The organism is Pseudomonas sp. MF6394 (assembly GCF_002018845.1).
Classification (GTDB): domain Bacteria; phylum Pseudomonadota; class Gammaproteobacteria; order Pseudomonadales; family Pseudomonadaceae; genus Aquipseudomonas; species Aquipseudomonas lactis.
On record NZ_MVOJ01000008.1, the window covers coordinates 160,839 to 185,008 of the forward strand.

The window sequence follows — 24,170 nt, forward strand, 5'->3', positions numbered from 1 at the left end:
GATAGAGAAAGCTGTCAGAATTGTTCGGAATTGAGCGGGGCTTTACCCAACAAAATCAGTCTATACCGACAAATCCCCCGGTTTGATGCTGCCATAACCGCGAATAAAGCCCGCCGTATGCCAGCAACTCGGAATGGCTGCCGCTTTCGGCGATCTGGCCTTTTTCCAGCACCACCAGGCGGTCCATGCGTGCGATGGTCGACAACCGGTGCGCAATCGCAATGACCGTCTTGCCCTGCATCAGGGTTTCCAGGCTCTCCTGGATCGCCGCTTCCACTTCCGAGTCCAGCGCAGAGGTGGCTTCGTCCATGATCAGGATCGGTGCGTCCTTGAGCAGCACGCGGGCGATAGCGATACGCTGGCGTTGCCCGCCGGAGAGTTTTACCCCGCGTTCACCCACATGGGCATCCAGCCCGGTGCGGCCCTCGGAGTCCGACAGCAGCGGGATGAACTCATCGGCGCGGGCCTTGTGCACCGCCGCCCACAGTTCCTCATCAGTCGCGTCGGGCTTGCCATACAACAGGTTGTCGCGGATCGAGCGGTGCAGCAACGAGGTGTCTTGGGTGATCATGCCGATCTGTGCGCGCAGGCTTTCCTGGGCGACCTCGGCGATGTCCTGGCCGTCGATGAGGATGCGCCCGCCCTGCAGGTCGTAAAGGCGCAGCAGCAGGTTGACCAGCGTCGATTTGCCTGCGCCGGACGGGCCGATCAAGCCGATCTTTTCCCCGGCCTTGATCTCAAGGTTCAGGCCGCCAATGATTCCGCTCTTTTTGCCGTAGTGGAAGTCCACCTGCTCAAAGCGCACCTGGCCGTGGGGCACTGTCAGGCGCGGCGCGTTTTCACGGTCGACCACGGCCAGTGGCTGGGCGATGGTCTTCAGGCCGTCCTGCACGATACCGATGTTTTCGAAGATGCCGTTGACCACCCACATGATCCAGCCGGACATGTTGACGATGCGGATCACCAGCCCGGTAGCCAGGGCAATCGCACCCACGGAGATCAGCGACTGTGTCCACAGCCACAGGGCCAGGCCAGTGGTGGTGACGATCAGCAGGCCGTTCAAAATACAGATCACGGTGTCCATGCTGGTGAGCACGCGGGCGGCCAGTTGGGTTTTTTCGGTCTGCTCGATGATCGCTTGCTTGGCGTATTCCTGTTCATTCTGCGTATGGGCGAACAGCTTCAAGGTGGTGATGTTGGTATAGCCGTCGACAATTCGGCCCATCAACTTGGAGCGCGCCTCCGAGGAGACCACCGAGCGTTCTTTCACACGAGGTACGAAGTAACGCAGGGCCAGGCTGTAGCAAACGATCCAGGTGATCAGCGGGATCATCAGCCGCCAGTCGGCCTCGGCAAACAGCACCAGGGCACTGATGGCGTAGATCGACACGTGCCAGATAGCCTCAGCGGTCGCCACCGCCGAGTCACGCAAGGAGTTGCCGGTTTGCATGATCCGTTGGGCGATGCGCCCGGCAAAATCGTTCTGGAAGAAATTCAGGCTCTGCTTGAGCACGTAGCTGTGGTTCTGCCAGCGGATCAGGCTGGTCATGCCGGGGTTGATGGTCTGGTGCACCAGCAAGTCATGCAGGCCGTTGAAGAGCGGGCGCAGCAACAGGGCGACCACGGCCATCCAGATCAGCTCGGCGCTGTGGATCTGGAAGAAGTTCGCCGGCGGCGTGCCCTGGGCCAGGTCGATGATGCGGCTCAGGTAGCTGAACAGCGCGACTTCGATCAGGGCGCCGACCAGTCCCACTACCAAGAGCGCGGCGAAGCACGGCCACACCTGGCGCAGGTAATAGAGATAGAAGGGCAGGACTTTTTCGGGAGGGGCCGCGCTGGGGGCGTCGCGGAAAATATCGATCAGCTGTTCAAAACGACGATAGAGCATTAGGTTTGACGCCCGCCGGGCGGGCTCTCCTTTCAAAGGTGCACGGTGCCGTGCGGGCACCGCGCAAAGCTGCCTGCAGACCTCAGTCGATGCGCTTGGCCGACTTGATGATCACAGGATCGATAGGCACGTTCTGCATGCCTTGCTTGGTGGTGGTCTGGGAGTTGACGATGATGTCGACCACGTCCATGCCCTTGACCACTTTGGCGAACACGGCATAACCGGCATCGCGGCCTGGGTCGAGGAAGGCATTGTCGGCCACGTTGATGAAGAATTGGCTGGTGGCCGAGTTCGGGTCATTGGTGCGAGCCATGGACAAGGTGCCACGCACGTTATGCAGGCCATTGCTGGCTTCGTTCTTGATCGGTGCTTCGGTCGGCTTTTGCGACATTTGCTGGGTGAACCCGCCGCCCTGAACCATGAAGCCCGGGATCACGCGGTGAAAGATCGTGTTGGTGTAGAAGCCCTTGTCGACATAGGCCAGGAAGTTCTTGGTGCTGATCGGCGCCTTGACCGGGTCCAGTTCGATTTCAATCTGGCCGTTGGTGGTGTCGAGCAACACGTGTGGCGCCTTGGCCGGCTCAGCCGCCATCAGGTTGGCAGCGAACAAGGCGGAACCGGCAAAGAAGGCGATTTTTTTCAGCATGGGTCAGTGATCCTGGGTAGTGGTTTCGACGGTCTTTAGAAAATCGAGCAAGGTCGCGTTAAAGACCTCGGGTTGATCCAAGGGCGTGGCATGGCGGGAATCTTCGATGACCACCAGTCGCGCATCGGGCAGCAGTTTTACATAGATTTCTTTCTGCGCCACGGGGGTGTAGTCATGGTCGGCGCTGATGACCAGGGTTGGACAGGCAATTCTCGACAGTTGTTCCTGCACGCCCCAGCCCACAATGGCGTCGAAGCTGGCGAGATAAGCACGTTTGTCGTTGCTTGCCCAGCGCTCGGCCATCTTGCGGCGCAGGTCGGCCTGCTCAGGTTTGGGGAACAGCCGATCGCCCAAGGCCTTGCCGATGGTGCCCAGGCTGAGCACGCGGGCCAGGGTCCAGCGTTTGGCCCACTGCCAATAGTCATCGGCACTGCGCACCTTGACCTCAGGCGCGCTGTTGACGATGCACAGGCTCTTGACCCGCAGGGGTTCATCCACCGCCAGTTGGAAGGCGATCATGCCGCCCATGGATAAACCCACCACGTGGGCCGCTGGCAGGTCGAGGTGTTCGATCAGCGCGATCAGGTCGAAGGTAAACCCTTTGATGCTGTAGCGCTCTCGGGGTTTGTCCGAGCGACCATGGCCGCGCACGTCAACCACGATCAGGCGGTAGTGCCGGGCGAGTACCGGTATTTGCAGTTCCCAATCCTGGCTGCTGGAGCCCAGGCCGTGGATCAGGATCAGCGGGTTGCCATGACCATATTCTTCGTAATGCAGGCTGCAGCCTTCATGGTCGAACCAGGCCATGGGTGAACTCCGTTTCAGGCTTGTTGGGGAGCGGCAAAGGGCGCGTCCAGGGGAGCGGTGTCAAAGGTGCGCAGCAATTCCACGAGGATCTGCGTGGCGGGCCCCAGTGGTTTGTCTTTGTTGGAGTACAGGTAAAATGTCGGGTTGCGACTGCCGCCTTTTTCCAGGGGAAGCTGCTTGAGCACGCCTTCCTTGAGTTCGCGCTCGATCATGTGCCGGGGCAGCCAGGCAAAGCCCAGGCCGCTGCCGACGAAGGTGGCCGCGGTCGCGAGGCTGCCAACGGTCCAGCGCTGTTCGGCGCCGAGCCAGCCGACGTCGCGCGGTTGCTGGCGGCCGGAGTCACGGATCACCACCTGCATCTGGCTTTCAAGGTCGTGGAAACTCAGCTCACGGTTGACGCGATGCAGCGAGTGATCGGGGTGGGCCACGGCGACGAACTCCACATCGCTCATTTCCGTGCCCAGGTAGCCTGGGATGATAAACCCGCAAATGGCCAGGTCCGCCATGCCGTCGAGCAGCAACTCTTCGACCCCGGACAGCACCTCTTCGCGCAGGCGCACCCGGCAGCCACGGCTTTGCGGCATAAAAGCGGTTAACGCGCGAACCAGACGTGCGCTGGGGTAGGCGGCATCCACCACCAGGCGCACTTCGGCTTCCCAGCCCTGTTCCATGTGATGGGCGAGGTCTTCCAGTTGGCTGGCGTTTTTCACCAGTTGGCGAGAGCGGCGCAGCAGCACCTCACCGGCCTCGGTCAGCACCGCCTTGCGCCCGTCGATGCGCAGCAGCGGGACGCCGAGTTGGTCCTGCATGCGCGCCACGGTGTAGCTCACCGAAGATTGCGAACGGTGCAGCGCTTCGGCGGCTTGGGCAAAGCCGCCATGGTCGACCACGGCTTGCAAGGTGCGCCATTGATCGAGGGTAACGCGGGGCGCTTTCAAGATGAGCTCCTCTTGTCCTAAGCTGGCGGTCCTTATTGGAGACTGCCGAATGAGAAAATTGTGTTGTGTGTTGCTGGCGCTGCTGCCGATGAGCGCGTTTGCCTATCCTATCGACGTGACGAAAAAGATCGATGGCGTCAGCATTGATTACACCGCGTCCGATGTGGACGCAGACATCAGTTCGATTCAGCTAAGCAACTACGGCACCCGGGATGCTGTGTGTTCGGTAACCTTCACCAACGGCCCGGAATCGCCACGCCGTCGTACCGTGACCGTGCCTGCTGGCAAAAACACTAACACCACGGTCAAGTTCAACCGCGCCATCATCAAGATGCGTATTGCCCTGGACTGCGCGCCAAAATAAAGCACCAGCGGGGCATGCCCACAGGAATACTCCGCATATAAACAAATTTCTAGATGGGTTGTAGCAGTTTTTTGCGCTTTTTTATCGAATTGGACCTGGTTAACCTTCTCTCCATCGACTTACAGCAATTACCGATGGAGCCTACGAAGCCATGTCCAATGTTCTGATCATCGAAAGCAGTGCGCGCCAGCAGGATTCCATTTCCCGCCAGCTCACCCAACAGTTCATCAGCCAATGGCAAGTCGCCCATCCGGCAGACCACATCACCGTGCGCGACGTTGCGCTCAATCCGGTCCCCCACCTGGATGCCAACCTGCTGGGCGGCTGGATGAAGCCGGCGGAGCAGCGTAACGACGACGAACAGGTGTCCCTGGACCGCTCCAACGAGTTGACTGACGAACTGCTGGCCGCCGACGTGTTGGTGATGGCCGCTCCGATGTACAACTTCGCCATCCCCAGCACCCTCAAAGCCTGGCTGGATCACGTGTTGCGGGCCGGTGTGACCTTCAAGTACACCGCTACCGGGCCTCAGGGTTTGTTGACCGGCAAGCGCGCTATCGTGCTCACCGCGCGCGGTGGTATCCACACGGGTGCTACCTCGGATCATCAGGAACCGTACCTGCGCCAGGTCATGGCATTTATCGGCATTCATGACGTCACCTTCATTCACGCCGAAGGCGTCAACCTGGGCGGCGACTTCCAGGAGAAGGGCGTCAATCACGCCAAGGCACTGCTGGCCCAGGTGGCCTGAGGCGTTAATCGTCAGATAATCCCGTGCTGCTTATATAGCCCCACGCAAACCCTTCAAGTGCGCGTATCGAACCTCCCTTTGCACTTTTTGCTCCTGAGTGCTCCTGCCCGACTGCCGCTTTAGCGAGGTCGGGTTTTTTTTGCGCCGAGTTTCTTCAAGCCCCAAAAAGCTTTAATGTCGCGCCCATTCGAAATGAGGCGCGCATGGGCTATCTACTGGTTGTCACCCTGATTCAGGCATTTTCCTTCAGCTTGATTGGCGAATACCTCGCCGGTCACGTCGACAGCTACTTTGCCGTGCTGGTGCGTGTAGTGCTGGCCGGGCTGATCTTTATTCCGCTGACGCGCTGGCGCTCGGTGGAGCCCGCGTTCATGCGCGGCATGTTGGTGATCGGCGCATTGCAGTTTGGCGTGACCTACGTATGCCTGTACCTGAGCTTTCGCGTGCTGACGGTGCCGGAAGTGCTGCTGTTCACCATCCTCACACCGCTGCATGTGACGCTGATCGAGGACGCGCTTAATCGCCGCTTCAATCCCTGGGCGCTGGTGGCGGCCCTGGTGGCGGTGGGTGGTGCGGCGGTGATTCGTTTCGATCAGATCACCCCGCACTTTTTGATGGGGTTCTTGCTCCTGCAATTGGCCAACTTCACCTACGCCGCCGGGCAAGTCATGTACAAGCACCTGGTGGCGCGTTATCCCAGTGACCAGCCGCACTTTCGGCGTTTCGGTTATTTCTATCTGGGCGCCTTGTTGGTGGTGTTGCCGGCGTTCCTGCTGTTCGGCAAAGCTGACTTCCTGCCGCAAGCGCCACTGCAATCGGGCGTACTGGTGTTCCTCGGGTTGGTCAGCACCGCGCTGGGCATGTACTGGTGGAACAAGGGCGCCTGCCTGGTCAATGGCGGCACCCTGGCGGTGATGAACAACCTGCATGTGCCGGTGGGGTTGCTGCTGAACCTGCTGATCTGGAACCAGCACGAGCCGCTGGGCCGTTTGGCCCTGGGCGGTCTGGTGATTCTGGGGGCGGTGTGGATCAGCCGGCTGGGTGTGCGTCGGACGGTGCCGTCGCCATTGTGATCACCACCTTGCCTTTGGCGCGGCCTTGTTCGACATAGTCCAGGGCCGCAGCCGTGGATTCGAAAGGAAAGGTACGGTCGATGACCGGCCGGATAATCCCGGACTCAACCAACGCGGTGATTTCATCCAGTTGGGCGCCACTGGCACGCATGAACACAAAGTCATAGCTCACGCCTTGCTTGCGTGCTTTCCTGCGGATACCGCTGCTCAACACACCCATGACCAGGCCTAATACCCATGGCAGGTTCTGGGCACGGGCGAAGGCGGGCGTCGGCGGCCCGGAGATGGAGATGAGTTGACCGCCGGGCTTGAGAATCTTCAGTGACTTGGCCAGCGCATCCGCGCCTAGGCTGTTGAGCACCACATCGTAATCTCGCAGCACGGCCTCGAAGGCTTGCTGTTTATAGTCGATCACCACATCCGCCCCCAACGCCTTGACCCACTCCACATTGGCGGTGCTGGTGGTGGTCGCGACAAAAGCGCCCAAATGCTTGGCCAGTTGGATGGCGATACTGCCCACCCCGCCTGAGCCCGCATGAATGAACACCTTCTGGCCTTTCTTCAGTTTCGCGGTTTCCACCAGCACCTGCCACGCCGTCAGCGCGACCAGGGGCAGGGACGCGGCTTGCTCCATGTTGATATTCGTGGGTTTGCGCGCCAGTGCGTCTTCGCGCACGGCAATGAACTCGGCGAAGGTGCCGATACGCTGCTGGGGCGGGCGGGCGTAGACTTCGTCCCCCGGCTTGAAGCGTCGTACCGCCGCGCCGACGCTGAGCACCACGCCGGCCAGGTCATTGCCCAGTGTCAACGGCAACGCATAGGGCAGGATCAGTTTGAATTCGCCTTTGGCGATCTTTGCATCCAGCACATTGACGCTGCTGGCCCGCACCTGAACCAGCACGTCGTGCTCACCCACGACAGGCGCGGGGGCCTCGATGAGGCGGCCGGGCTGCTTGCCGTACCGCTCGATGGAAAATGCCTTCATGGTTCAACGCTCGTTGCTTTAGTGAGAAGGGCAGGCGCGGAGCACGCCTGCTATCGGTTGATCAGGCGTTGGCCAGATAACGCTCAGCAACCTGAGACTGCTTAATCTGCGTCAGCAGGCCTTGTCGCGCAGCTTGCAACGCATCCCAGCGGGCGCCGTCCTGCAACGGCGGAATGGTCACCGGCTCGCGGCGATCGAAGCCCACCAACGCCGCGTCCACCAGATCGCCCACTTCCATCACGTCCGTGAGGGTGTTGATATCAATGCCCGCACGTTCCCAGATCTCGGTACGTGTGGCGGCGGGCAGCACGGCTTGCACGTACACGCCTTTGGGCGCCAGTTCGAGGCTCATGCCCTGGGACAGGAACAGCACGAACGCCTTGGTCGCGCCGTAGACCGTCATGCCGAATTCCGGGGCCAGGCCCACTACCGAGCCAATGTTGATGATAGCGCCGTTGCCCGCTGCCGCCAGGCGCGGGGCGATGGCACTGGCCAGGCGTACCAGCGCGGTGGTGTTGAGGGCGACCAACTGCGCGACGCTGTCGGTGGATTGTTCGATAAAACCGCCGGACTGCGCGGCGCCGGCATTGTTGACCAGGGTGCCAATGCTGGCGTCATCGCGCAGGCGCGCTTCAACCACTGCCAGGTCCGCGCTCTGGGTCAGGTCGGCCGGGAGGATATCAATGCTGACGGCGTGGTGTTCACGCAGTCGGGCGGCGAGCGCTTCCAGGCGCGTGACGTCACGGGCGACCAGTACGAGGTCGTGGCCGCGTGCGGCAAAGCGTTCGGCGTAGGCGGCGCCAATGCCGGTCGAAGCGCCAGTGATCAGAACGGTGTTGGAAGTGCTCATGGTGTGATGCTCTGTGAGTGCGAGGAGGTTTTATGATGTCGATCATAATCAAAGCTGTCAACGGTTTTGATTATGATCGACATCATAGTAATATGCCTATCTCGCAAAGCTGGCAGGACCACTGACATGAAGATCACCAAGGCACAGTCACAGAACAATCGGGCTCATATCGTCGCGACAGCTTCCGAGTTGTTCCGCGAGCGGGGTTTCGATGGGGTGGGCGTGGCCGAGTTGATGGCCGCGGCCGGGTTTACCCAGGGCGGCTTTTACAAGCACTTCGGTTCCAAGGCGGACCTGATGGCGGAAGCAGCCGCCAACAGCCTGGCGCAGTCACTGGCCGACAGCGCAGAGATGGAGGTGGAGCAGTTTTTCGAGGTTTACCTGTCCAGGCAGCACCGCGATCATCGCGGCGGTGGATGCACCTTGGCGGCGTTGTGTGCCGATGCTGCCCGTCAATCGGACACGCTGAAGGCGACCTTCGCCGAGGGTTTGGAAAATACCCTGCAGGCCTTGGAAGCAAAATACAGCGCGGCTCATGACGGGCCACAGGAAGACGTGCGGGCGAAAATGCTCGACAGCATGGCCCATGCCATCGGCGCAATCATGCTGTCGCGGGCGTGCCCGGACGATTCCGCCCTGGCCGATGAAGTGCTTGAGGTGTGCCGCAAGGAGATTACGGCATCACTGCCGTAATCCCGTTCGCATCACCTTATGCCGTTTCGGCGACGGGCACCGGCATGGCCCCAGCCAACGCCGGCAGCACGCCGGCGCGCAGGTCGTTGCCACTCGGCTGCTGATACAGGCTCAGCCCGAACTCCGGCAACACGGCCAATAGATAATCGAAGATATCCCCCTGGATCCGCTCGTAATCGCCCCACGCCGTGGTGCGGGTAAAGCAGTAGATCTCCAGCGGCACGCCCTGGGCGGTGGTTTGCATCTGGCGCACCATGCAGGTCATGTTCGGCTGGATGTCCGGGTGGCTTTGCAGGTACGCCAGGGCGTAGGCGCGGAAGGTGCCGAGGTTGGTCATGCGCCGACGGTTGGCCGACAGTTGCGCGCTCTGGCCCTGGGCCTCGTTCCAGGCCTTGAGTTCGGCCTGTTTGCGGCTGATATAACCGCTGAGCAGGTGCACCTGGGTCATGCGCACTTCTTCCTCATCGTTCAGGAAGCGTACGCCGCTGGCGTCGATGTACAGGCTGCGCTTGATACGGCGCCCACCGGAGGCCTGCATGCCACGCCAGTTCTTGAACGACTCGGACAGCAAGCGCCAGGTGGGGATGGAGACGATGGTCTTGTCGAAGTTCTGCACCTTCACCGTGTGCAGCGTTATATCCACCACATCACCATCGGCGCCGACCTGGGGCATTTCGATCCAGTCACCCACGCGCAGCATGTCGTTGCTGGTCAATTGCACACTGGCGACGAACGACAGCAGGGTGTCCTTGTACACCAACAGAATTACCGCCGACATCGCACCCAAGCCTGACAGCAGCAACAGCGGCGAGCGGTCGATCAGGGTGGCGACGATGATGATCGCGCCAAACACGAACAGCACCATTTTCGCCAGCTGCACATAGCCCTTGATCGAGCGGGTGCGTGCGTGTTCGGTGCGTGCGTAGATATCCAGCAGCGCGTTGAGCAGGGCGCTAATCGCCAGCACCATGAACAGAATGCTGATCGCCAAGGCCACGTTGCCGATGAACAGGATGGCGGTCTTGCTCAGGTCCGGCACCAGGTACAGGCCGAACTGGACCACCAGCGACGGCGTCATTTGCGCCAGGCGATGGAAGACTTTGTTATGCCGCAGGTCGTTCAGCCAGTGCAGGGCCGGTTGCCGGCCGAGCAATTTGACGGCGTGCAGGATGAGATAACGGGCAATCCGTCCCACCACCAATGCCACCACCAGCAACACCAGCAAACCGAGGCTGGAATGCAGGACCGGGTGTTCATCGAGGGCGCCCCAAAGGTCTTGGACGTTGAGCCAGAGCTGTTTGATATCCATGAGTGAACCGATTCTTCTTTAAGACAACACGGGGCGATTAGAGCATTTAAGTGCAACAAAGTTGACGCCCTGGACAAAATCGCTGACAAAAAAGCAGCTGATTAGCCCCGTTCGCGTAAAGAAACTCGGTTTGGGCGCCCGAAACCGGTAACCTATGCAGCTGATATTTTGTATTTCTTCGAGGTAGCACCCGTGTTTTCCCAATTCGCCCTGCACGAACGCCTGCTCAAAGCCGTGGCCGAGCTTAAATTTGTCGAGCCTACGCCTGTGCAAGCAGCGGCCATCCCGCTCGCGCTGCAAGGGCGTGACCTGCGGGTGACGGCGCAAACCGGCAGCGGCAAGACCGCCGCTTTCGTCCTGCCGGTGCTCAACCGCCTGATCGGCCCGGCCAAGGTGCGCGTCAGCATCAAGACCCTGATCCTGCTGCCGACCCGCGAGCTGGCCCAGCAGACCCTCAAGGAAGTCGAGCGCTTCTCGCAGTTCACCTTCATCAAGTCCGGCATCATTACCGGTGGCGAAGACTTCAAGGTCCAGGCCGCCATGCTGCGCAAGGTGCCGGATATTCTGATCGGCACCCCTGGCCGCATGATCGAGCAGCTCAACGCTGGCAACCTTGACCTCAAGGAAGTCGAAGTGCTAGTGCTCGACGAAGCCGACCGCATGCTCGACATGGGCTTTGCCGATGATGTGCAGCGTCTGGTCGGCGAGTGCGTCAACCGCCAGCAGACCATGCTGTTCTCCGCCACCACCGGTGGTTCGACCCTGCGTGACATGGTCGCCAAGGTGCTGAACAACCCTGAGCACTTGCAGGTCAACAACGTCAGCGACCTGAACGCCACCACGCGCCAGCAAATCGTTACCGCTGACCATAACGTGCACAAAGAACAGATCCTGAACTGGTTGCTGGCCAACGAGACCTACCAGAAGGCCATCGTGTTCACCAACACCCGTGCCGCCGCCGACCGTATCTACGGGCGCCTGGTTGCGCAGGAATACAAGGCGTTCGTGCTGCACGGCGAGAAAGACCAGAAGGACCGCAAGCTGGCCATCGACCGTCTCAAGGCGGGCGGCGTGAAGATCCTGGTGGCCACCGACGTTGCCGCACGCGGCCTCGACGTGGACGGCCTGGACCTGGTGATCAACTTCGACATGCCACGCAGCGGCGACGAATACGTGCACCGTATTGGCCGTACCGGCCGGGCCGGCAACGATGGCCTGGCCATCTCGCTGATCTGCCACGGCGACTGGAACCTGATGTCGAGCATCGAACGCTACCTGAAGCAGTCGTTCGAGCGCCGCACCATCAAGGAAGTCAAAGGCACGTACACCGGGCCGAAGAAGGTCAAGGCGTCGGGCAAGGCCGTTGGCGTGAAGAAGAAAAAGACCGACGCCAAGGGCGACAAGAAGAAAACCGGCGCCAAGTCGCCGACCAAGCGCAAGATCGCCAACCGGCCGAAGACCGACAACCTGTCGCTCGTCAGCAAGGACGGCATGGCCCCGCTCAAGCGCCGCAAGCCAGAAGCTCCGGCTGCCGAATAAGCAGGCGGGCATAAAAAAACCGGACGATGTCCGGTTTTTTTTCGCCATCAGTTTTTGGTTTTGGCGGCCGCTTCCTTGAGCTCTTTGAGCCGCGCATCGATCAACTGGCACTTGTCGGGAAACTCGGCGCTTTCGGTATCCAGGTCCATTTTCTGCAACTGGTCATTCATCTCCTTGGCCTTGGTTGGGTTCTGCTCTGTGAGCTTGGTCACTTGCTTGGCGAGTTCTTCGCGCTTGGCGGTGGCCTCCTCGGGCGTGCAGGCCCAGGCGGGCAGGGCGCTTAGCAGCGTGGCGGCGAGAGTCAGCTTCATCAAGGTTTTCATGGTCGGACTTCCTTGGCAGTGATGTGCAGTTGAGGTGGCGAACCTCTGGAAAGTTCAGAGAAATGACGCCCGTCCGTTCGGTTGAACGGCCAGTGCCAGGACGTGTCACTCCCTTAGACGGGCTAACTCCATCGGCCTGCAGGAGGAATCAGGATGAAGGCTTACAATTGGGATCTGATCGAACGTCTGCTGCATGAAGTGCAGAACGGCGAGGGCAGCTTTGCCCCGCGCAAATACGCCGAGCAGGAAGCGGCCGAGAAGGCGACGGCCGGCGAGGACACTGGCAACCTGGATGCGCTGAAGAAGACCGCTGCCGATTACGAGGCGCTACTGTTCAAGCGTGGCTTTATCGAGTCGCGGCCGGAAGAAGAGGGCGGCAATGGCGAGAACTTCATCCTGACGGCGCTGGGTGCGCAATTGCTGGCGCTGATCGACAGCTCGATTCCGGGCAATGATCATCCGCGCCAGGTGTTGGATGAGCAGGCTGACGCGCTTGATCCGGCAACCTTCGCTGAAGTGGCCTCCAAAGCCCAGATCGCCTGATCCTCTTATGCCCCGGCGCCCCCGAGGGTGCCGGGTGAACCTGTCGAATCGGTAATCTGCCGCTAAGGTTGCTGACAGCCGGCGACTTCTAATCTGCTGCCATTCAACTCACGGACTTGAATCGGCATGCACTCCACAACCTCCAGACGCACATTCGTCAAAGGCCTGGCCGCAGGCGGCCTGCTGGGCGGGCTCGGGCTTTGGCGCCCGCCGGTGTGGGCACTGACCAGCCCCGGCCAGCCCACGGTACTCGCCGGCAGCGAATTTGACCTGTTTATTGACCAGACCCCCGTCAACCTGACCGGCCGTGCGCGCACCGCGTTGACCGTCAACGGCAGCCTGCCCGGCCCGCTGTTGCGCTGGCGCGAAGGCGACACCGTGACCCTGCGCGTGAAAAACCGCCTCGGGGAGCCCACCTCGATCCACTGGCACGGCATCCTGCTGCCATCGACCATGGACGGCGTGCCCGGCCTGAGCTTCAAGGGCATCGAGCCGGGCGGCCTTTACGTCTACCAGTTCAAGGTCAAACAGCACGGCACTTACTGGTATCACAGCCATTCCGGGCTTCAGGAACAGCAGGGCGTGTATGGTCCGCTGGTCATCGACCCCAAGGAGCCCGAGCCGTATGCCTACCAGCGCGACTACGTGGTGATGCTGTCGGACTGGACCGACGAAGACCCCGTCGCCCTGATGAAGACCCTCAAAAAGCAGTCCGATTACTACAACCTGCACAAACCTACCCTGGGCGATTTCATCCGGGATGTGGGCGAGCAGGGCTGGTCGGCCACGGTTGCCGACCGGCTGATGTGGGCACAAATGAAGATGAACCCCACCGACCTTGCGGACGTCAGCGGCGAGACCTACACCTACTTGCTCAACGGCCAGCCGCCTGGGCAGAACTGGACCGGGGTGTTCAAACCGGGAGAAAAGATTCGCCTGCGCTTTATCAATGGCTCGGCGATGACCTATTTCGATGTGCGTATTCCCGGGTTGAAGATGACCGTGATCGCCGCGGATGGGCAGCCGGTGAAGCCGGTGAGCGTCGATGAATTCCGTATCGCCGTGGCGGAAACCTACGATGTGCTGGTCGAGCCCGTAGCAGACGCCTACACCCTGTTTGCCCAGTCCATGGACCGCACAGGGTTTGCTCGTGGCACCCTTGCCAGGCAGCAGGGCGCGACCGCGCCGGTACCGTCGCTGGATCCGCGCCCGTGGCTGATCATGGACGATATGGGCATGGGCGGCATGGACCACGGCGCGATGGCCGATATGCCAGGCATGGAAGGCATGGATCACAGTGCCATGGGCATGGCGATGCAGAACCACCCCGCCAGCGAGCAGAACAACCCGCTGGTGGACATGCAAGCGATGAACCCGGTGCCCAAACTGGACGACCCCGGAATCGGCCTGCGCAACAACGGCCGCCGGGTGCTCACCTATGCCGACCTGCGCAGTACCTTCGAAGACCCCGATGGCCGCGCCCCCTCGCGCACGCTTGAATTGCACCTCACCGGGCATATGGAGAAGTTCGCTTGGTCGTTCAATGGCGTGAAGTTTTCCGATGCAGAACCCCTGCAACTGATCTACGGCGAGCGCGTGCGGTTGGTGTTGGTCAACGACACCATGATGGCCCACCCGATTCACCTGCATGGCTTATGGAGCGACCTGGAGGACGAAAACGGCCAGTTCCAGGTGCGCAAACATACGATCGACATGCCACCGGGCTCCCGTCGCAGTTACCGCGTCACCGCCGATGCCCTGGGGCGCTGGGCCTATCACTGCCACCTGCTGTACCACATGGAAATGGGCATGTTCCGTGAGGTGCGCGTGCATGAATAAGGAAGCGAGCATGAACCGTTGTGTTCTACCCGTTTGCATCGCCTTCGCCGCGCTGGGGTTCGCCCCATGGGCGTTGGCGGCCGAGGATGAATTTCAGGGCATGAGCCCGGCGACGCCAGCGCTGACCGAAAGCCGTACGCCGATTCCGGCGCTGACCGACGCAGACCGTGCAGCGGTCTACAACGCGCCGGGAGGGCATCAGGTGCACGACAGCGGCGTGAACTCGATGCTGCTGATCAACCAGTTGGAATGGCAGGGCGGCGACGGCAACGCGCAGAGTTGGGACATCAAGGGTTGGGTCGGCGGTGACATCGACCGGTTGTGGCTACGCAGTGAAGGCGAGCGCAGCGCCGGCCGCACTGAAAGCGCCGAAGCCCAAGCGTTATGGGGGCATGCCATCAGTCCGTGGTGGGACCTGGTCGGCGGCGTGCGCCAGGACTTCAAACCCGGTGACAGCCAGACCTGGGCGGCCTTTGGCCTACAAGGCATGGCGCTCTACAACTTCGAGGCCGAAGCCACGTTGTTTGTTGGCGAATCGGGGCATACCGCGGCACGCTTGGAAGGTGACTACGACATCCTGCTCACCAACCGCCTGATCCTGCAGCCCACCGCAGAACTCAATTTCTATGCGCAGAACGATCCGCAACGCGGTATCGGTTCGGGCTTGGCAGAAAGTGAACTGGGCCTGCGCTTGCGCTACGAAATTCGCCGGGAGTTTGCGCCCTACGTTGGGGTCAGCTGGAACCGGGCTTATGGTCAGACCGCGCAATATGCACGGGACGAAGACGAGGACGTTCACCAACTGCGCTGGGTAGTTGGCGTGCGCCTGTGGTTCTGACGGGAGGCTCGCATCAAGACTGCGCGCTTTTCAGGCATTTGAGTGCCTGGAAGTCGCTGCGGACCTTGTCGATTTTCTGGGTGAGTTTCAGGCGCTGCGCTGCAGAGCTTTGGGCCATCACGTCGACGAGCAAGCTGCGCGCGGCGGCTTCGGTCTGGGCATAGGCGGCGCGGTATTGCGGGGTCCACAGGCTTTCACGATCCACCAGCAATTGCTGGATTTTCTGCGGGAAATCGGCACTGTGACGCTGTTGCAGCGCCTCGATAAATTGCGCCTGCCAATGGGCGCGGTTACCGATCCATGCCTGGTTTTGCGCGCCCAACTCGATGGACCAGGCCGTCACGCGGTTTTGCTGGCCGGTGCTCAACGGGCCAATCCAGGCGTCAAGGCGCTTGCTCATGCGTTCGGCGCGATCCTTGATTTGCTGGGCCAGCGGCGGCTTGAGGTATTCGTCCTGGCGTTTGCGCAGGTCCTTGGCCAGGGCATCGCTCATGTCCTTGACCTGCTGATCGTCCAGGCCTTGCAGCAATTGCACGGCTGATGGGGTGATTTCTCGCGCAATCTCGGCAATTGCCTGTTTGGCTTCGACAGTACGGGTTTGCAACGCGGCGTCGGTGACCTGGTTGCTGTCGACCATCTGCTGCAGGCGGTCGAGCCAGTCCAGGTAGCCAGGCAATTGCGTGGTGCAGTGCCAGGCCAGGTGTTCCTTGAGGGTGTCGTTGAACCAACTCTTCTGCCCGGCATTCATGTCCAGGTAATCGTTGAGGGTCCAGGGAATGATCACGTCGAGGTTACGGTAGGCCAGGCCCACGCGATTACAACCGGCAAGCACCAGGCTCAGGGTCAGCAGTACCATCAGGAGTTTGAGCCGGCGCAACATGGGCAGGTCCTTGCATGGAGGGCGTTAATGCATGTGAACCTGCGCGGGGTGCGACAGTTCAGCCCATCAATAAAACGACCGTGCAGCCTTCAAGGTCAACAGCCCATCACATTGCGAATTGTGTCCAGAATAGGCCGAGCAGTCACTGCCGCTGAGGCTGGAGCCGCTGTAGATCAGGTCCAGGTCAATGCCTTTCCAGGCCCGGGAAAATTGCACCGACCAATCGCTGAAACTGCTGATGGCGCCGTTCTCTACCGAGACCGGTGTGCCCAGTTGATGGGTGGTGTACTTCATGCTGACGCCGATGCCAAAAGGCTGGGTGCCGCCGAGGTCGGCGAACAGGGTGCTGTCCTGGCGGTCGGGGTCATTGCTGAAAGACACGCCAAAGCGGTTGCCCAACAGGTTCAGCCCACCGTAGAACTCCTGGCTGTCGAGGGGGCTGACCTTTGGGTAGCTGTAGTGGATCAAGCCGACTTCGTAGCCCAAGGTCTGGTCGAACGGACGCTTGAAGCCCATGTAGGAGTCGACTTCAAGGTTATTGGCCGACGACAGGCCCATGTTCGGGGAAAACTGGCCGAAATACAGGCCGCTGTCGTGGGTAAGGTCCAGGCCACCGTGGAACGAGTCGCTGCCAGGGGTGGTCGGCTTGACCAGGCCCTGGGCCATGGTACGGCTGGGGGTTGTACCTAACTTCAGGTCGAAGTCACCCAATTCGCGCTGGAAGATATGCGCTTGGGCCAAAGGACTGGCGACCAGAATGCTGACCACGAAAATACAGCGTTTAAGCATGCTTCACTCCATGAAAAGCGAGGAGCAGTAACGGAAAGGTTCAGGCGGATGCCCGTGCTAGACGTGTGCAAGGATACCGGCGAATGCCAGGCGTTGAGGCCCGTTCGTCGATTAGCTGCGTATTGAAGGTGTTAGGAGGGGGTTGCAACTCTAGTCCTAGCGCCTTGAAGGCAAGACGCTTAGGGACCAGATGCAGTGCGCGGGTAAGACTATTACTTCTTGCCCAGGCTGATCTGCTTGGACGGGCCGAAAGTCTGGCCGCTCACGCCCTTGGCAATTTGCTGGATTTCGCCGCCGGACTTGAGGAACGCAGCGATCTGGCTGTTGATCGATTCGCTGGTTTCAACGGCGGGAGCTGGCTTTGCTTTGCTGTTGGATGCTTTTACACGCATGGCGGCCACTAACCTGTAGAAAATTAACTTGGCCAGGCATCGTACAGGAAATACTTGACAATTGCTTGGCAAATATCCCTCAGAATTAATACGCAGCGTTGGAAATAGCCGAAGTTCAGCGCCGAAATAACGCGCTAACTTACTGTTTTAGCAAGAAACCACAGCCTGGGTGGCCCGCTGGTGGCCTGCTCAAAGTGAACCGAACGATCAGACGAGTGGGGCGCTGCCATTGGAACGCCATGCCAGTCCGCGATTTTTCAGGCGCGCGCGCGTGCAGGGCCCAACTCGGGTAGAATGCCGCCCACGCAATGAGGGTATTGGAAATGGCTTTAGTCGGGCGCTACAACAGCTTGCAAGTGGTCAAGCACACTAACTTTGGTTTGTACCTCGATGGTGCGCAAGATGGGGAAATCCTCTTGCCTAATCGGTATATCCCTAAAGATATTCCCAGTGAAGATGAAGACTGGCTCAACGTTTTCATTTATCTGGACAGCGATGACAAACTTATCGCCACCACCGAAAAACCCAAAGTTCAAGTCGGTGAATTCGCCAGTTTGAAAGTTGTGGAAGTCAACAGCATTGGCGTGTTCCTTGATTGGGGATTGCCCAAGGATCTGCTGCTGCCGTACTCCGAAGAAAAACGCCAGATGACCGCGGGCGAATATTGCGTGGTGCACGTCTACCTCGACAAGCACACCAAGCGCATCACCGCCACCGCTCGCCTTGACCGTTACCTGGACAAGACGCCGGCCAACTACCAGGTGGGCCAGGAAGTCGATTTGCTGGTGGCCGAAGCCACCGACATGGGCTTCAAGGCGATCATCAACAATAAGCACTGGGGCCTGATCCACAAGAACGAAGTGTTCAAGTTCCTGCGCCCGGGCAAGGAAGAGAAGGGGTTCATCAAAGAGATCCGCGCCGATGGCAACATCAGCCTGAGCCTGCAACCGGTGGGCCAGGAAGCGGCCTCCAGCCTGAACTCGAAGATCCTCGCCAAGTTGCGCGACAACAACGGCACCCTGCCGGTCAGCGACAAAAGCGACCCGGCGGTGATCAGCAACTTGTTCGGCGTGAGCAAGGGCAACTTCAAGAAGGCTATTGGCGCGCTCTACAAGCAAGGGCAGATCGTGATTCATGCGGACCGCATTGAACTAAGCTGAGTACAGGCTGCTCTCCTGTAGAAGCGAGCTTGCTCGCGAAAATATTCCAGGCGCAGTGTGGCGTCGGATGTACGTTTTTCGCGAGCAAGCTCGCTTCTACAGGGTTGTGTCATGTCGAAAAGAACGGTTTTTGCCTACCTCGGCACCTTGCTCGCCTTCCTGGTCCTCGACGGCCTCTGGCTCGGCGTGCTCATGGGCTCCACCTATAAATCCCTGCTCGGCGCGCTGATGCTTGATCAGCCACGCCTGTTGCCTGCGGTATTGTTCTATCTCCTGTATGTCCTCGGTTGCGTAGTATTGGTGGTCTTGCCCAGCGCCAGTTGGCAGCGCGCCGCGCGTTTGGGCGCCTTGCTTGGCCTAGTGGCCTACGGCACCTATGACCTGAGCAACTGGGCCACGCTTCAGGGTTGGTCTGCCGGGTTGGCGCTGATGGACATGGCGTGGGGCACCTGCCTAACCGCCATTTGCTGCACCGTTGGCCACTGGTGTGCAAATCGGCTGCGCCGGTAGCGGGCGGTTGATCAGTACTGAACCGGCTAATAACAACCCGGTACCGGCGACGACCAGCGCCGGTTGCAGGCCGCCGCTGAGGTGGCTGCTGACCGACGCCAACAGGGGCCCGCTCAATTGGCCGACGGCGAAGCTGGCGGTCAGCAACCCCGTGCTGCGTTGGTAGCCATGGGGCGCGACTTCTCTGAGCCGTGCCATCACCAGTTGCATGCAAGCCAGAAATGGCGCACCGCACAGCAACACGCCCAGCGCCAAGCCCCAGCCATTGCCAAGCAGGCAGGCGAACACCCCGGCCGCTTGCAGCCATAAAGTCGCCATCAACCAGCGACGGGTGGTATTCGGGTGCTTGCGGCGCAGGCTCGCCACCCCTACACCCAGCGCGGCCGCCAAGCCAAAGCAGGGCCAGAACAGATCGGCCTGCCAGGCGCCTTGGAATTGTGCGCTGGCCATCTGCGAAAGAAAGGTCGCCGGGATGATGTAGCCCAGGCCGTACAGGAAATAAATCCAGCACAAGTGCGCGATGCTGCCGTTGCTCCCCGCGCTGGAGACCTGAGTAACCGTGACGGCCGGCTTGGGTAAAAACGGCAGGATCGCCAGCAGCATCACCAGCGCTACCGTCCCGTAGAGCAACCACAGCGTGGCAGAGCTTTGCCCTAATAGGTTGGAAACCAACGCCAGCAGCCCCGTCAGCACAATCCCCAACCCCGGCCCTGCAAACACCAACGCACCCAGGCGCGGGCGGCCAGCGGCAATCGCCAGTGGCTGGCTCAGGCTGGTAATCATCACCAGGGCCCAGGCACTGGCGACCCCGGTGCCAAAGCGCAGCAACAAGTGCGGCCAGAACCCGTTAGCCCAGGAGGACGCCAGGGTCAGCAATACGCACAGCCACAACCCGCCGTAGAGGCGCCCGCGCACATGCTGATGGCTACGGGCAAAGATCGAGTCCACCGCGCCGACGAAATAACCCAGGTAATTGGCAGCAGCGAGCAGGCCGGCGCCGGTCAGGTCGATCTGGCCTTCACTGAGCAAATGCGGCATTTGCGGAGTCAGGGCGAAGCGGCCAATGCCCATGGCCATCATCAGGGCGACGAAGCTGGCGAGTAAACGAATCAGCGGGGACATGTTCAGGTTTCCTGCAAAGAAGCGAATGCCTGGCAGGCTAAGACGGATTGACTTTCTGTAAAATTGAATAATAGTGAGTAACTTGTTCAGTTTTGGAGAAAGTAATGGAGTTCAGTCAATTGCGCATTTTCCAGGCCGTGGCGGAAGAGGGCTCCATCACCCGCGCCGCCGAGCGCCTGCATCGCGTGCCGTCCAACCTGTCGACCCGGCTTAAACAAATGGAAGAGCAATTGGGTGTCGACCTGTTCGTGCGCGAGCGCCAGCGTTTGCAGCTTTCTCCGGCGGGCAAGGTACTGCTGGACTACAGCACTCGCCTGCTGGCGCTGCATGATGAAGCCCACGGCGCCGTACAAGGGGGGCAGCCCGCCGGCGATTTCGTCCTGGGCAGCATGTACAGCACTGCCGCGGTTCATTTGCCCAAGCTGCTGGCGCGCTATCACAAGACCTACCCCATGGTGAACCTGCAGGTGCAGTCGGCGCCCAGTGGGGAGTTGCTGGAAGGGCTGATTACCGGACGCCTGGACGCAGCCTTCGTCGACGGCCCGCTGACCATCGCCACCCTGGATGGCGTACCGCTGTGCGAAGAGCGCCTGGTGCTGATTTGCGAGGCTGATCACCCGCCAGTACGCGGCCCCCAGGATGTGGCGGGCCGTGCGGTGTTCACGTTCCGGCGCAGTTGCGCCTACCGCACGCGCCTGGAAACCTGGTTTTCCCACGAGCGTGTGGCGATGGGGCGAGCCATCGAGATCGAGTCTTACCAAGGCATGCTCGCCTGCGTGATCGCGGGTTCCGGCGTGGCGTTGATGTCTGAGTCCATGCTCGCAAGCCTTCCCGGCAAGGACAGCGTGTCCGTTCATCCGCTGACCGGGCCTTTTGCCACTGCGACCACCTGGCTGATGTGGCGAAAGGGTATGCTCGGCGCTAACCTCAATGCATGGATCGACCTGCAGCAAGACGGCAACCCGCGATGCGTGCAAGACACACGTGCCATTGCTTGAACGATCCGTCAGGATTCGGATCAATTCAGTAATAGTTCGTTGTGGTTTCCTTCAAGCATTACCTAGGACTTAGGGCTACTATCACTGTAGGAAACGGCGACAGAACTCACGCCGGCCAGCACTACCCTCAAAGGGGGCAATCATGAAAGAGAAAATCCAAAACTGGCTCCACGACCTTGGTGTTGCATTGGGCTTGATCGAGCCTCCACTGCAACCGGTGCCGATCCGCACGGATGACGAGCAGCGTCGGCCACGTCGCCGCTAAAAAATGTGGGAGCGGGCTTGCTCGCGAAAGCGGTGTATCAGTCAACGAAAAGGTTGAATGACACACCGCTTTCGCGAGCAAGCCCGCTCCCACAATTATTTTGTACCCGGCGAAAAAAACGGGCGCGACCTCCGACGTCGTGCCCGCTGAAGAAAATATTCCCGTCCTTGTTATAGCTCAAACCACCGCAGCCGCCACTTTCTCGGGTCGACGCGACAGCAAGCTCACCAGTACAAAGCTCACCAGCGCCACCGCCAGGCTGCAGTAGATCGGCGTGTTTGCATCCAACCCATCCTTGAACATGAATACCAGCGCGGTCACAAAGCCCAGGCTCATGGACGTGATTGCGCCCGAGGTTGTCGCGCGCTTCCAGAAGATCGCGCCGATCAAGGGCACCAACATACCGCCCACCAACAGGTTATAGGCCAGGGTCAGGGCGCTGATCACATCGTTCACCACCAAGGCGATACCCAGCACGGCAATGCCAGTCAACAGGGTGAACAGGCGGTTGATACGCAGGCTCGACGACTTGCCGCCGCGCAGGCGGGGCAGCAGGTCTTCGGTCAACACGGTGGGGGCGGCGAGCAGGCCGGCGCTGGCGGTGGACATCATGGCGGCCAGCGCGGCGGCGATGACCAGGCCGCGAATGCCGTCCGGCAGCGAAGCTTTGACGATCGCGGCGAAGGCATTGTTGACGTTGTCGAGGTCCGGGATCAGCACATGGGCAGCCATGCCGATCAGCGCACAGGCCAGGCCGTACAGGATGCAATAAAAGCCGGCAAAAGTGCCTGCGTACTGGGCGACCTTTTCGTCACGGGCGGTGAACACCCGTTGCCAGATATCCTGGCCGATCAGGATGCCGAAGAAGTAGATCATGAAGTAGGTGATGATCGTGTCCCAGCCGATCGCGGTGAAGCTGAAGTTCGACGCTGGCAGCTTGGCCACCAGTTCGTCCCAGCCGCCGACGCGGTACAGGCAGATCGGCAGCAGGATGAACATCAAGCCGACGGTCTTGATCACGAATTGCACAATGTCGGTGAGGGTCAGCGACCACATGCCACCGATGGTCGAATACACCACCACCACGCCGCCGCCCACCAGTACTGACATCCAGAACGGCAGGTCGAACAGCACTTGCAGCACCGTGCCGATGGCCAGGATCGAGGTCACGCCGATCATCAGCGCGTAGGCCAGCATGATCACAGCGCTGGCCTGGCGGGCCATGGGGTTGTAGCGTTTTTCCAGGACCTGGGTGACGGTGAAGATTTTCAGCTTCAACAGGGGCTTGGCCAGGAACAGGTTCAGGGCAATGATGCCCGCGCCCAGCGCGGCGCACAGCCAGAAACCCGAAATACCATGCACATACCCCAGGCGCACGGTGCCGACGGTGGAGGCACCGCCCAGCACCGTGGCGGCCATGGTGCCCATGTACAGCGATGGGCCGAGGTTGCGGCCGGCGACCAGGTAGTCTTCGTGGGTTTTGGCGCGACGCATGCCGTAGTAGCCGAGCACCAGCATGCCGGCGGCGTAGATGAGTACGACGAATAAATCCAAAGCCATGACGGCGGTTCTCCGATTATATTTTTTATGGGCGATCAGGCGGCAGCTGGCTCGGTAAACACGCGAGCGAAAGTCAGGTACATCGTTGTGGGGACCTGTTAGATCCCCTGGGTTGTTAATGTGAAGACGCTGTATCAGCGATGCGCGACGCCAGGCAGTACGCAGAGCATCTCGTACAGCAAGTTGGCGCCCAGCAGCGAGGTATTGCCGGTGGTGTCATAGGGCGGCGACACTTCTACCAAGTCGCAACCAATCAGATCCAGGCCCTGGCAGCCACGGATGATTTCGACGGCCTGGATGGTGGTCAGCCCGCCGATTTCCGGGGTGCCGGTGCCGGGCGCCCAGGCGGGGTCGATGCCATCGATATCGAAGCTCAGGTACACCGGGCCGCCGCCGACTTTTTCCCGCACTTCGGCCATCAGCGGCGCGAGGGAGTGGTGCCAGCATTCTTCGGCCTGGACCACGCGAAAGCCTTGCTTGCGGCTCCAGTTGAAGTCTTCGGCGGTATACCCCTGGGCACGCAGGCCGATCTGCACCACGCGGTCGCAATCGAGCAAGCCTTCTTCCACGGCGCGGCGGAAGGTGGTGCCGTGGGCAATTTTCTCGCCGAACATATGGTCGTTGACGTCGGCGTGGGCATCGATGTGCACCAGCCCGACCTTGCCATGTTTCTTGTGGATCGCCCGCAGGATCGGCAGGGTGATGGTGTGGTCGCCGCCCAGGGTCAGGGGGATGACGTCGTGCTCGAGGATCTCATCGTAGGCCTCTTCGATGATGCGCACCGCGTCGAGCAGGTTGAAGGTGTTGATCGCCACATCGCCGATATCGGCTACCGACAGTGAGTCGAACGGGGCGGCGCCAGTGGCCATGTTATAGGGCCGGATCATCACCGACTCGGCGCGGATTTCCCGGGGGCCGAAGCGCGTACCGGCGCGCAGCGAGGTGCCGATATCCAGGGGTACGCCGATAAAGGCAGCATCCAGGCCCTGGGCCGTTTGCAGGTGGGGAAGACGCATCATGGTGGCGATGCCGGCGAAGCGCGGCATTTCGTTGCCGCCCAGTGGTTGGTGGAGAATCTTGTCCACGGGATTGCCTCATCGTTGTTTTG

At 60.6% G+C, this 24,170-nt stretch carries 26 protein-coding genes; 12 read left to right on the forward strand and 14 right to left on the reverse strand.

Going from position 1 to position 24,170, the window contains the following annotated elements:
• Positions 1–55: 55 nt before the first annotated feature.
• The 4 genes from MF6394_RS11300 to MF6394_RS11315 all read right to left on the reverse strand — a co-directional run bounded on the left by MF6394_RS11300 (position 56) and on the right by MF6394_RS11315 (position 4,279).
• Entirely contained in the window at positions 56–1,888 is a 1,833-nt protein-coding gene (locus tag MF6394_RS11300) for an ABC transporter ATP-binding protein (protein ID WP_003193125.1), read from the reverse strand.
• Positions 1,889–1,970: 82 nt separating this feature from the next.
• Positions 1,971–2,534, reverse strand: coding sequence for a peptidylprolyl isomerase A (locus tag MF6394_RS11305; RefSeq protein ID WP_014719428.1), 564 nt, complete (start codon positions 2,532–2,534; stop codon positions 1,971–1,973).
• Between the two features lie 3 nt (positions 2,535–2,537).
• Positions 2,538–3,341, reverse strand: coding sequence for an alpha/beta fold hydrolase (locus tag MF6394_RS11310; protein ID WP_047711538.1), 804 nt, complete (start codon positions 3,339–3,341; stop codon positions 2,538–2,540).
• Positions 3,342–3,355: 14 nt separating this feature from the next.
• Complete coding sequence (locus MF6394_RS11315) at positions 3,356–4,279, reverse strand: LysR family transcriptional regulator (protein ID WP_078466695.1); 924 nt, start codon at positions 4,277–4,279, stop codon at positions 3,356–3,358.
• A 49-nt stretch (positions 4,280–4,328) separates the two neighbouring features.
• On the opposite strand from MF6394_RS11315, the gene MF6394_RS11320 reads away from it, so the two are divergent.
• The 3 genes from MF6394_RS11320 to MF6394_RS11330 all read left to right on the forward strand — a co-directional run bounded on the left by MF6394_RS11320 (position 4,329) and on the right by MF6394_RS11330 (position 6,467).
• Positions 4,329–4,643, forward strand: a complete 315-nt coding sequence (locus MF6394_RS11320) for a 3-phosphoglycerate kinase (protein WP_078466696.1) — start codon at positions 4,329–4,331, stop codon at positions 4,641–4,643.
• A gap of 151 nt (positions 4,644–4,794) precedes the next feature.
• Entirely contained in the window at positions 4,795–5,394 is a 600-nt protein-coding gene (locus MF6394_RS11325; protein ID WP_044275035.1) for an FMN-dependent NADH-azoreductase, read from the forward strand.
• Between the two features lie 203 nt (positions 5,395–5,597).
• Positions 5,598–6,467, forward strand: a complete 870-nt coding sequence (locus MF6394_RS11330) for a carboxylate/amino acid/amine transporter (protein WP_078466697.1) — start codon at positions 5,598–5,600, stop codon at positions 6,465–6,467.
• On the opposite strand, the gene MF6394_RS11335 is transcribed toward MF6394_RS11330, so the two are convergent.
• Both MF6394_RS11335 and MF6394_RS11340 read right to left on the reverse strand, forming a co-directional pair.
• On the reverse strand, positions 6,424–7,452 hold the full coding sequence (locus MF6394_RS11335) for an NADP-dependent oxidoreductase (protein ID WP_032895858.1): 1,029 nt from the start codon (positions 7,450–7,452) through the stop codon (positions 6,424–6,426). The genes MF6394_RS11330 and MF6394_RS11335 overlap by 44 nt on opposite strands.
• 61 nt (positions 7,453–7,513) lie before the next feature.
• Entirely contained in the window at positions 7,514–8,302 is a 789-nt protein-coding gene (locus MF6394_RS11340) for an SDR family NAD(P)-dependent oxidoreductase (protein ID WP_047711536.1), read from the reverse strand.
• A gap of 126 nt (positions 8,303–8,428) precedes the next feature.
• On the opposite strand from MF6394_RS11340, the gene MF6394_RS11345 reads away from it, so the two are divergent.
• Entirely contained in the window at positions 8,429–8,995 is a 567-nt protein-coding gene (locus MF6394_RS11345; protein ID WP_032895860.1) for a TetR/AcrR family transcriptional regulator, read from the forward strand.
• Between the two features lie 16 nt (positions 8,996–9,011).
• Here the strand turns inward: MF6394_RS11345 and MF6394_RS11350 are convergent, their stop codons facing one another.
• Complete coding sequence (locus MF6394_RS11350; RefSeq protein WP_078466698.1) at positions 9,012–10,304, reverse strand: mechanosensitive ion channel family protein; 1,293 nt, start codon at positions 10,302–10,304, stop codon at positions 9,012–9,014.
• 192 nt (positions 10,305–10,496) lie between these two features.
• Between MF6394_RS11350 and MF6394_RS11355 the strand changes: the two genes are divergently transcribed.
• Complete coding sequence (locus MF6394_RS11355; protein ID WP_003193110.1) at positions 10,497–11,843, forward strand: DEAD/DEAH box helicase; 1,347 nt, start codon at positions 10,497–10,499, stop codon at positions 11,841–11,843.
• A gap of 47 nt (positions 11,844–11,890) precedes the next feature.
• Here the strand turns inward: MF6394_RS11355 and MF6394_RS11360 are convergent, their stop codons facing one another.
• A complete protein-coding gene (locus MF6394_RS11360) occupies positions 11,891–12,166 on the reverse strand; it encodes a hypothetical protein (RefSeq protein WP_044275027.1) in 276 nt (91 codons plus the stop codon).
• Between the two features lie 153 nt (positions 12,167–12,319).
• Here MF6394_RS11360 and MF6394_RS11365 point away from each other — a divergent pair, with 153 nt between their 5' ends.
• The 3 genes from MF6394_RS11365 to MF6394_RS11375 all read left to right on the forward strand — a co-directional run bounded on the left by MF6394_RS11365 (position 12,320) and on the right by MF6394_RS11375 (position 15,386).
• A complete protein-coding gene (locus tag MF6394_RS11365; RefSeq protein WP_044275025.1) occupies positions 12,320–12,709 on the forward strand; it encodes a hypothetical protein in 390 nt (129 codons plus the stop codon).
• Between the two features lie 126 nt (positions 12,710–12,835).
• Positions 12,836–14,548, forward strand: coding sequence for a copper resistance system multicopper oxidase (locus MF6394_RS11370; protein WP_078466699.1), 1,713 nt, complete (start codon positions 12,836–12,838; stop codon positions 14,546–14,548).
• 10 nt (positions 14,549–14,558) lie between these two features.
• On the forward strand, positions 14,559–15,386 hold the full coding sequence (locus MF6394_RS11375; RefSeq protein WP_047711533.1) for a copper resistance protein B: 828 nt from the start codon (positions 14,559–14,561) through the stop codon (positions 15,384–15,386).
• A gap of 13 nt (positions 15,387–15,399) precedes the next feature.
• On the opposite strand, the gene MF6394_RS11380 is transcribed toward MF6394_RS11375, so the two are convergent.
• The 3 genes from MF6394_RS11380 to MF6394_RS11390 form a co-directional block, all read right to left on the reverse strand.
• Complete coding sequence (locus tag MF6394_RS11380; protein ID WP_069557111.1) at positions 15,400–16,266, reverse strand: DUF6279 family lipoprotein; 867 nt, start codon at positions 16,264–16,266, stop codon at positions 15,400–15,402.
• A 66-nt stretch (positions 16,267–16,332) separates the two neighbouring features.
• Entirely contained in the window at positions 16,333–17,055 is a 723-nt protein-coding gene (locus tag MF6394_RS11385) for a TorF family putative porin (RefSeq protein WP_044275019.1), read from the reverse strand.
• 212 nt (positions 17,056–17,267) lie between these two features.
• Positions 17,268–17,447: a hypothetical protein gene (locus MF6394_RS11390; RefSeq protein WP_003193095.1), complete on the reverse strand. Its 180-nt coding sequence runs from the start codon at positions 17,445–17,447 to the stop codon at positions 17,268–17,270.
• 323 nt (positions 17,448–17,770) lie between these two features.
• Here MF6394_RS11390 and MF6394_RS11395 point away from each other — a divergent pair, with 323 nt between their 5' ends.
• Both MF6394_RS11395 and MF6394_RS11400 read left to right on the forward strand, forming a co-directional pair.
• Entirely contained in the window at positions 17,771–18,607 is an 837-nt protein-coding gene (locus tag MF6394_RS11395) for a CvfB family protein (protein ID WP_044275017.1), read from the forward strand.
• A 111-nt stretch (positions 18,608–18,718) separates the two neighbouring features.
• On the forward strand, positions 18,719–19,117 hold the full coding sequence (locus MF6394_RS11400) for a DUF2177 family protein (RefSeq protein ID WP_044275016.1): 399 nt from the start codon (positions 18,719–18,721) through the stop codon (positions 19,115–19,117).
• Here the strand turns inward: MF6394_RS11400 and MF6394_RS11405 are convergent.
• On the reverse strand, positions 19,061–20,239 hold the full coding sequence (locus MF6394_RS11405; protein WP_069557110.1) for an MFS transporter: 1,179 nt from the start codon (positions 20,237–20,239) through the stop codon (positions 19,061–19,063). The two genes, MF6394_RS11400 and MF6394_RS11405, sit on opposite strands and share 57 nt — an antisense overlap.
• Positions 20,240–20,343: 104 nt before the next feature.
• Here MF6394_RS11405 and ptrR point away from each other — a divergent pair, with 104 nt between their 5' ends.
• Both ptrR and MF6394_RS34930 read left to right on the forward strand, forming a co-directional pair.
• Positions 20,344–21,237 carry a putrescine utilization regulator PtrR gene (gene ptrR, locus MF6394_RS11410; RefSeq protein WP_069557109.1) on the forward strand — a complete coding sequence of 298 codons (894 nt, stop codon included), beginning with the start codon at positions 20,344–20,346 and terminating at the stop codon, positions 21,235–21,237.
• A gap of 142 nt (positions 21,238–21,379) precedes the next feature.
• Positions 21,380–21,502, forward strand: a complete 123-nt coding sequence (locus MF6394_RS34930) for a PA1414 family protein (protein ID WP_003193089.1) — start codon at positions 21,380–21,382, stop codon at positions 21,500–21,502.
• Positions 21,503–21,679: 177 nt separating this feature from the next.
• Here the strand turns inward: MF6394_RS34930 and MF6394_RS11415 are convergent, their stop codons facing one another.
• Together MF6394_RS11415 and speB are read right to left on the reverse strand one after the other, a co-directional pair.
• Positions 21,680–23,062 (reverse strand): sodium:solute symporter, encoded by a 1,383-nt coding sequence (locus tag MF6394_RS11415; RefSeq protein WP_078466700.1) that lies wholly within the window; start codon positions 23,060–23,062, stop codon positions 21,680–21,682.
• A 134-nt stretch (positions 23,063–23,196) separates the two neighbouring features.
• Entirely contained in the window at positions 23,197–24,147 is a 951-nt protein-coding gene (speB, locus tag MF6394_RS11420; protein ID WP_078466701.1) for an agmatinase, read from the reverse strand.
• Positions 24,148–24,170 lie beyond the last annotated feature (23 nt).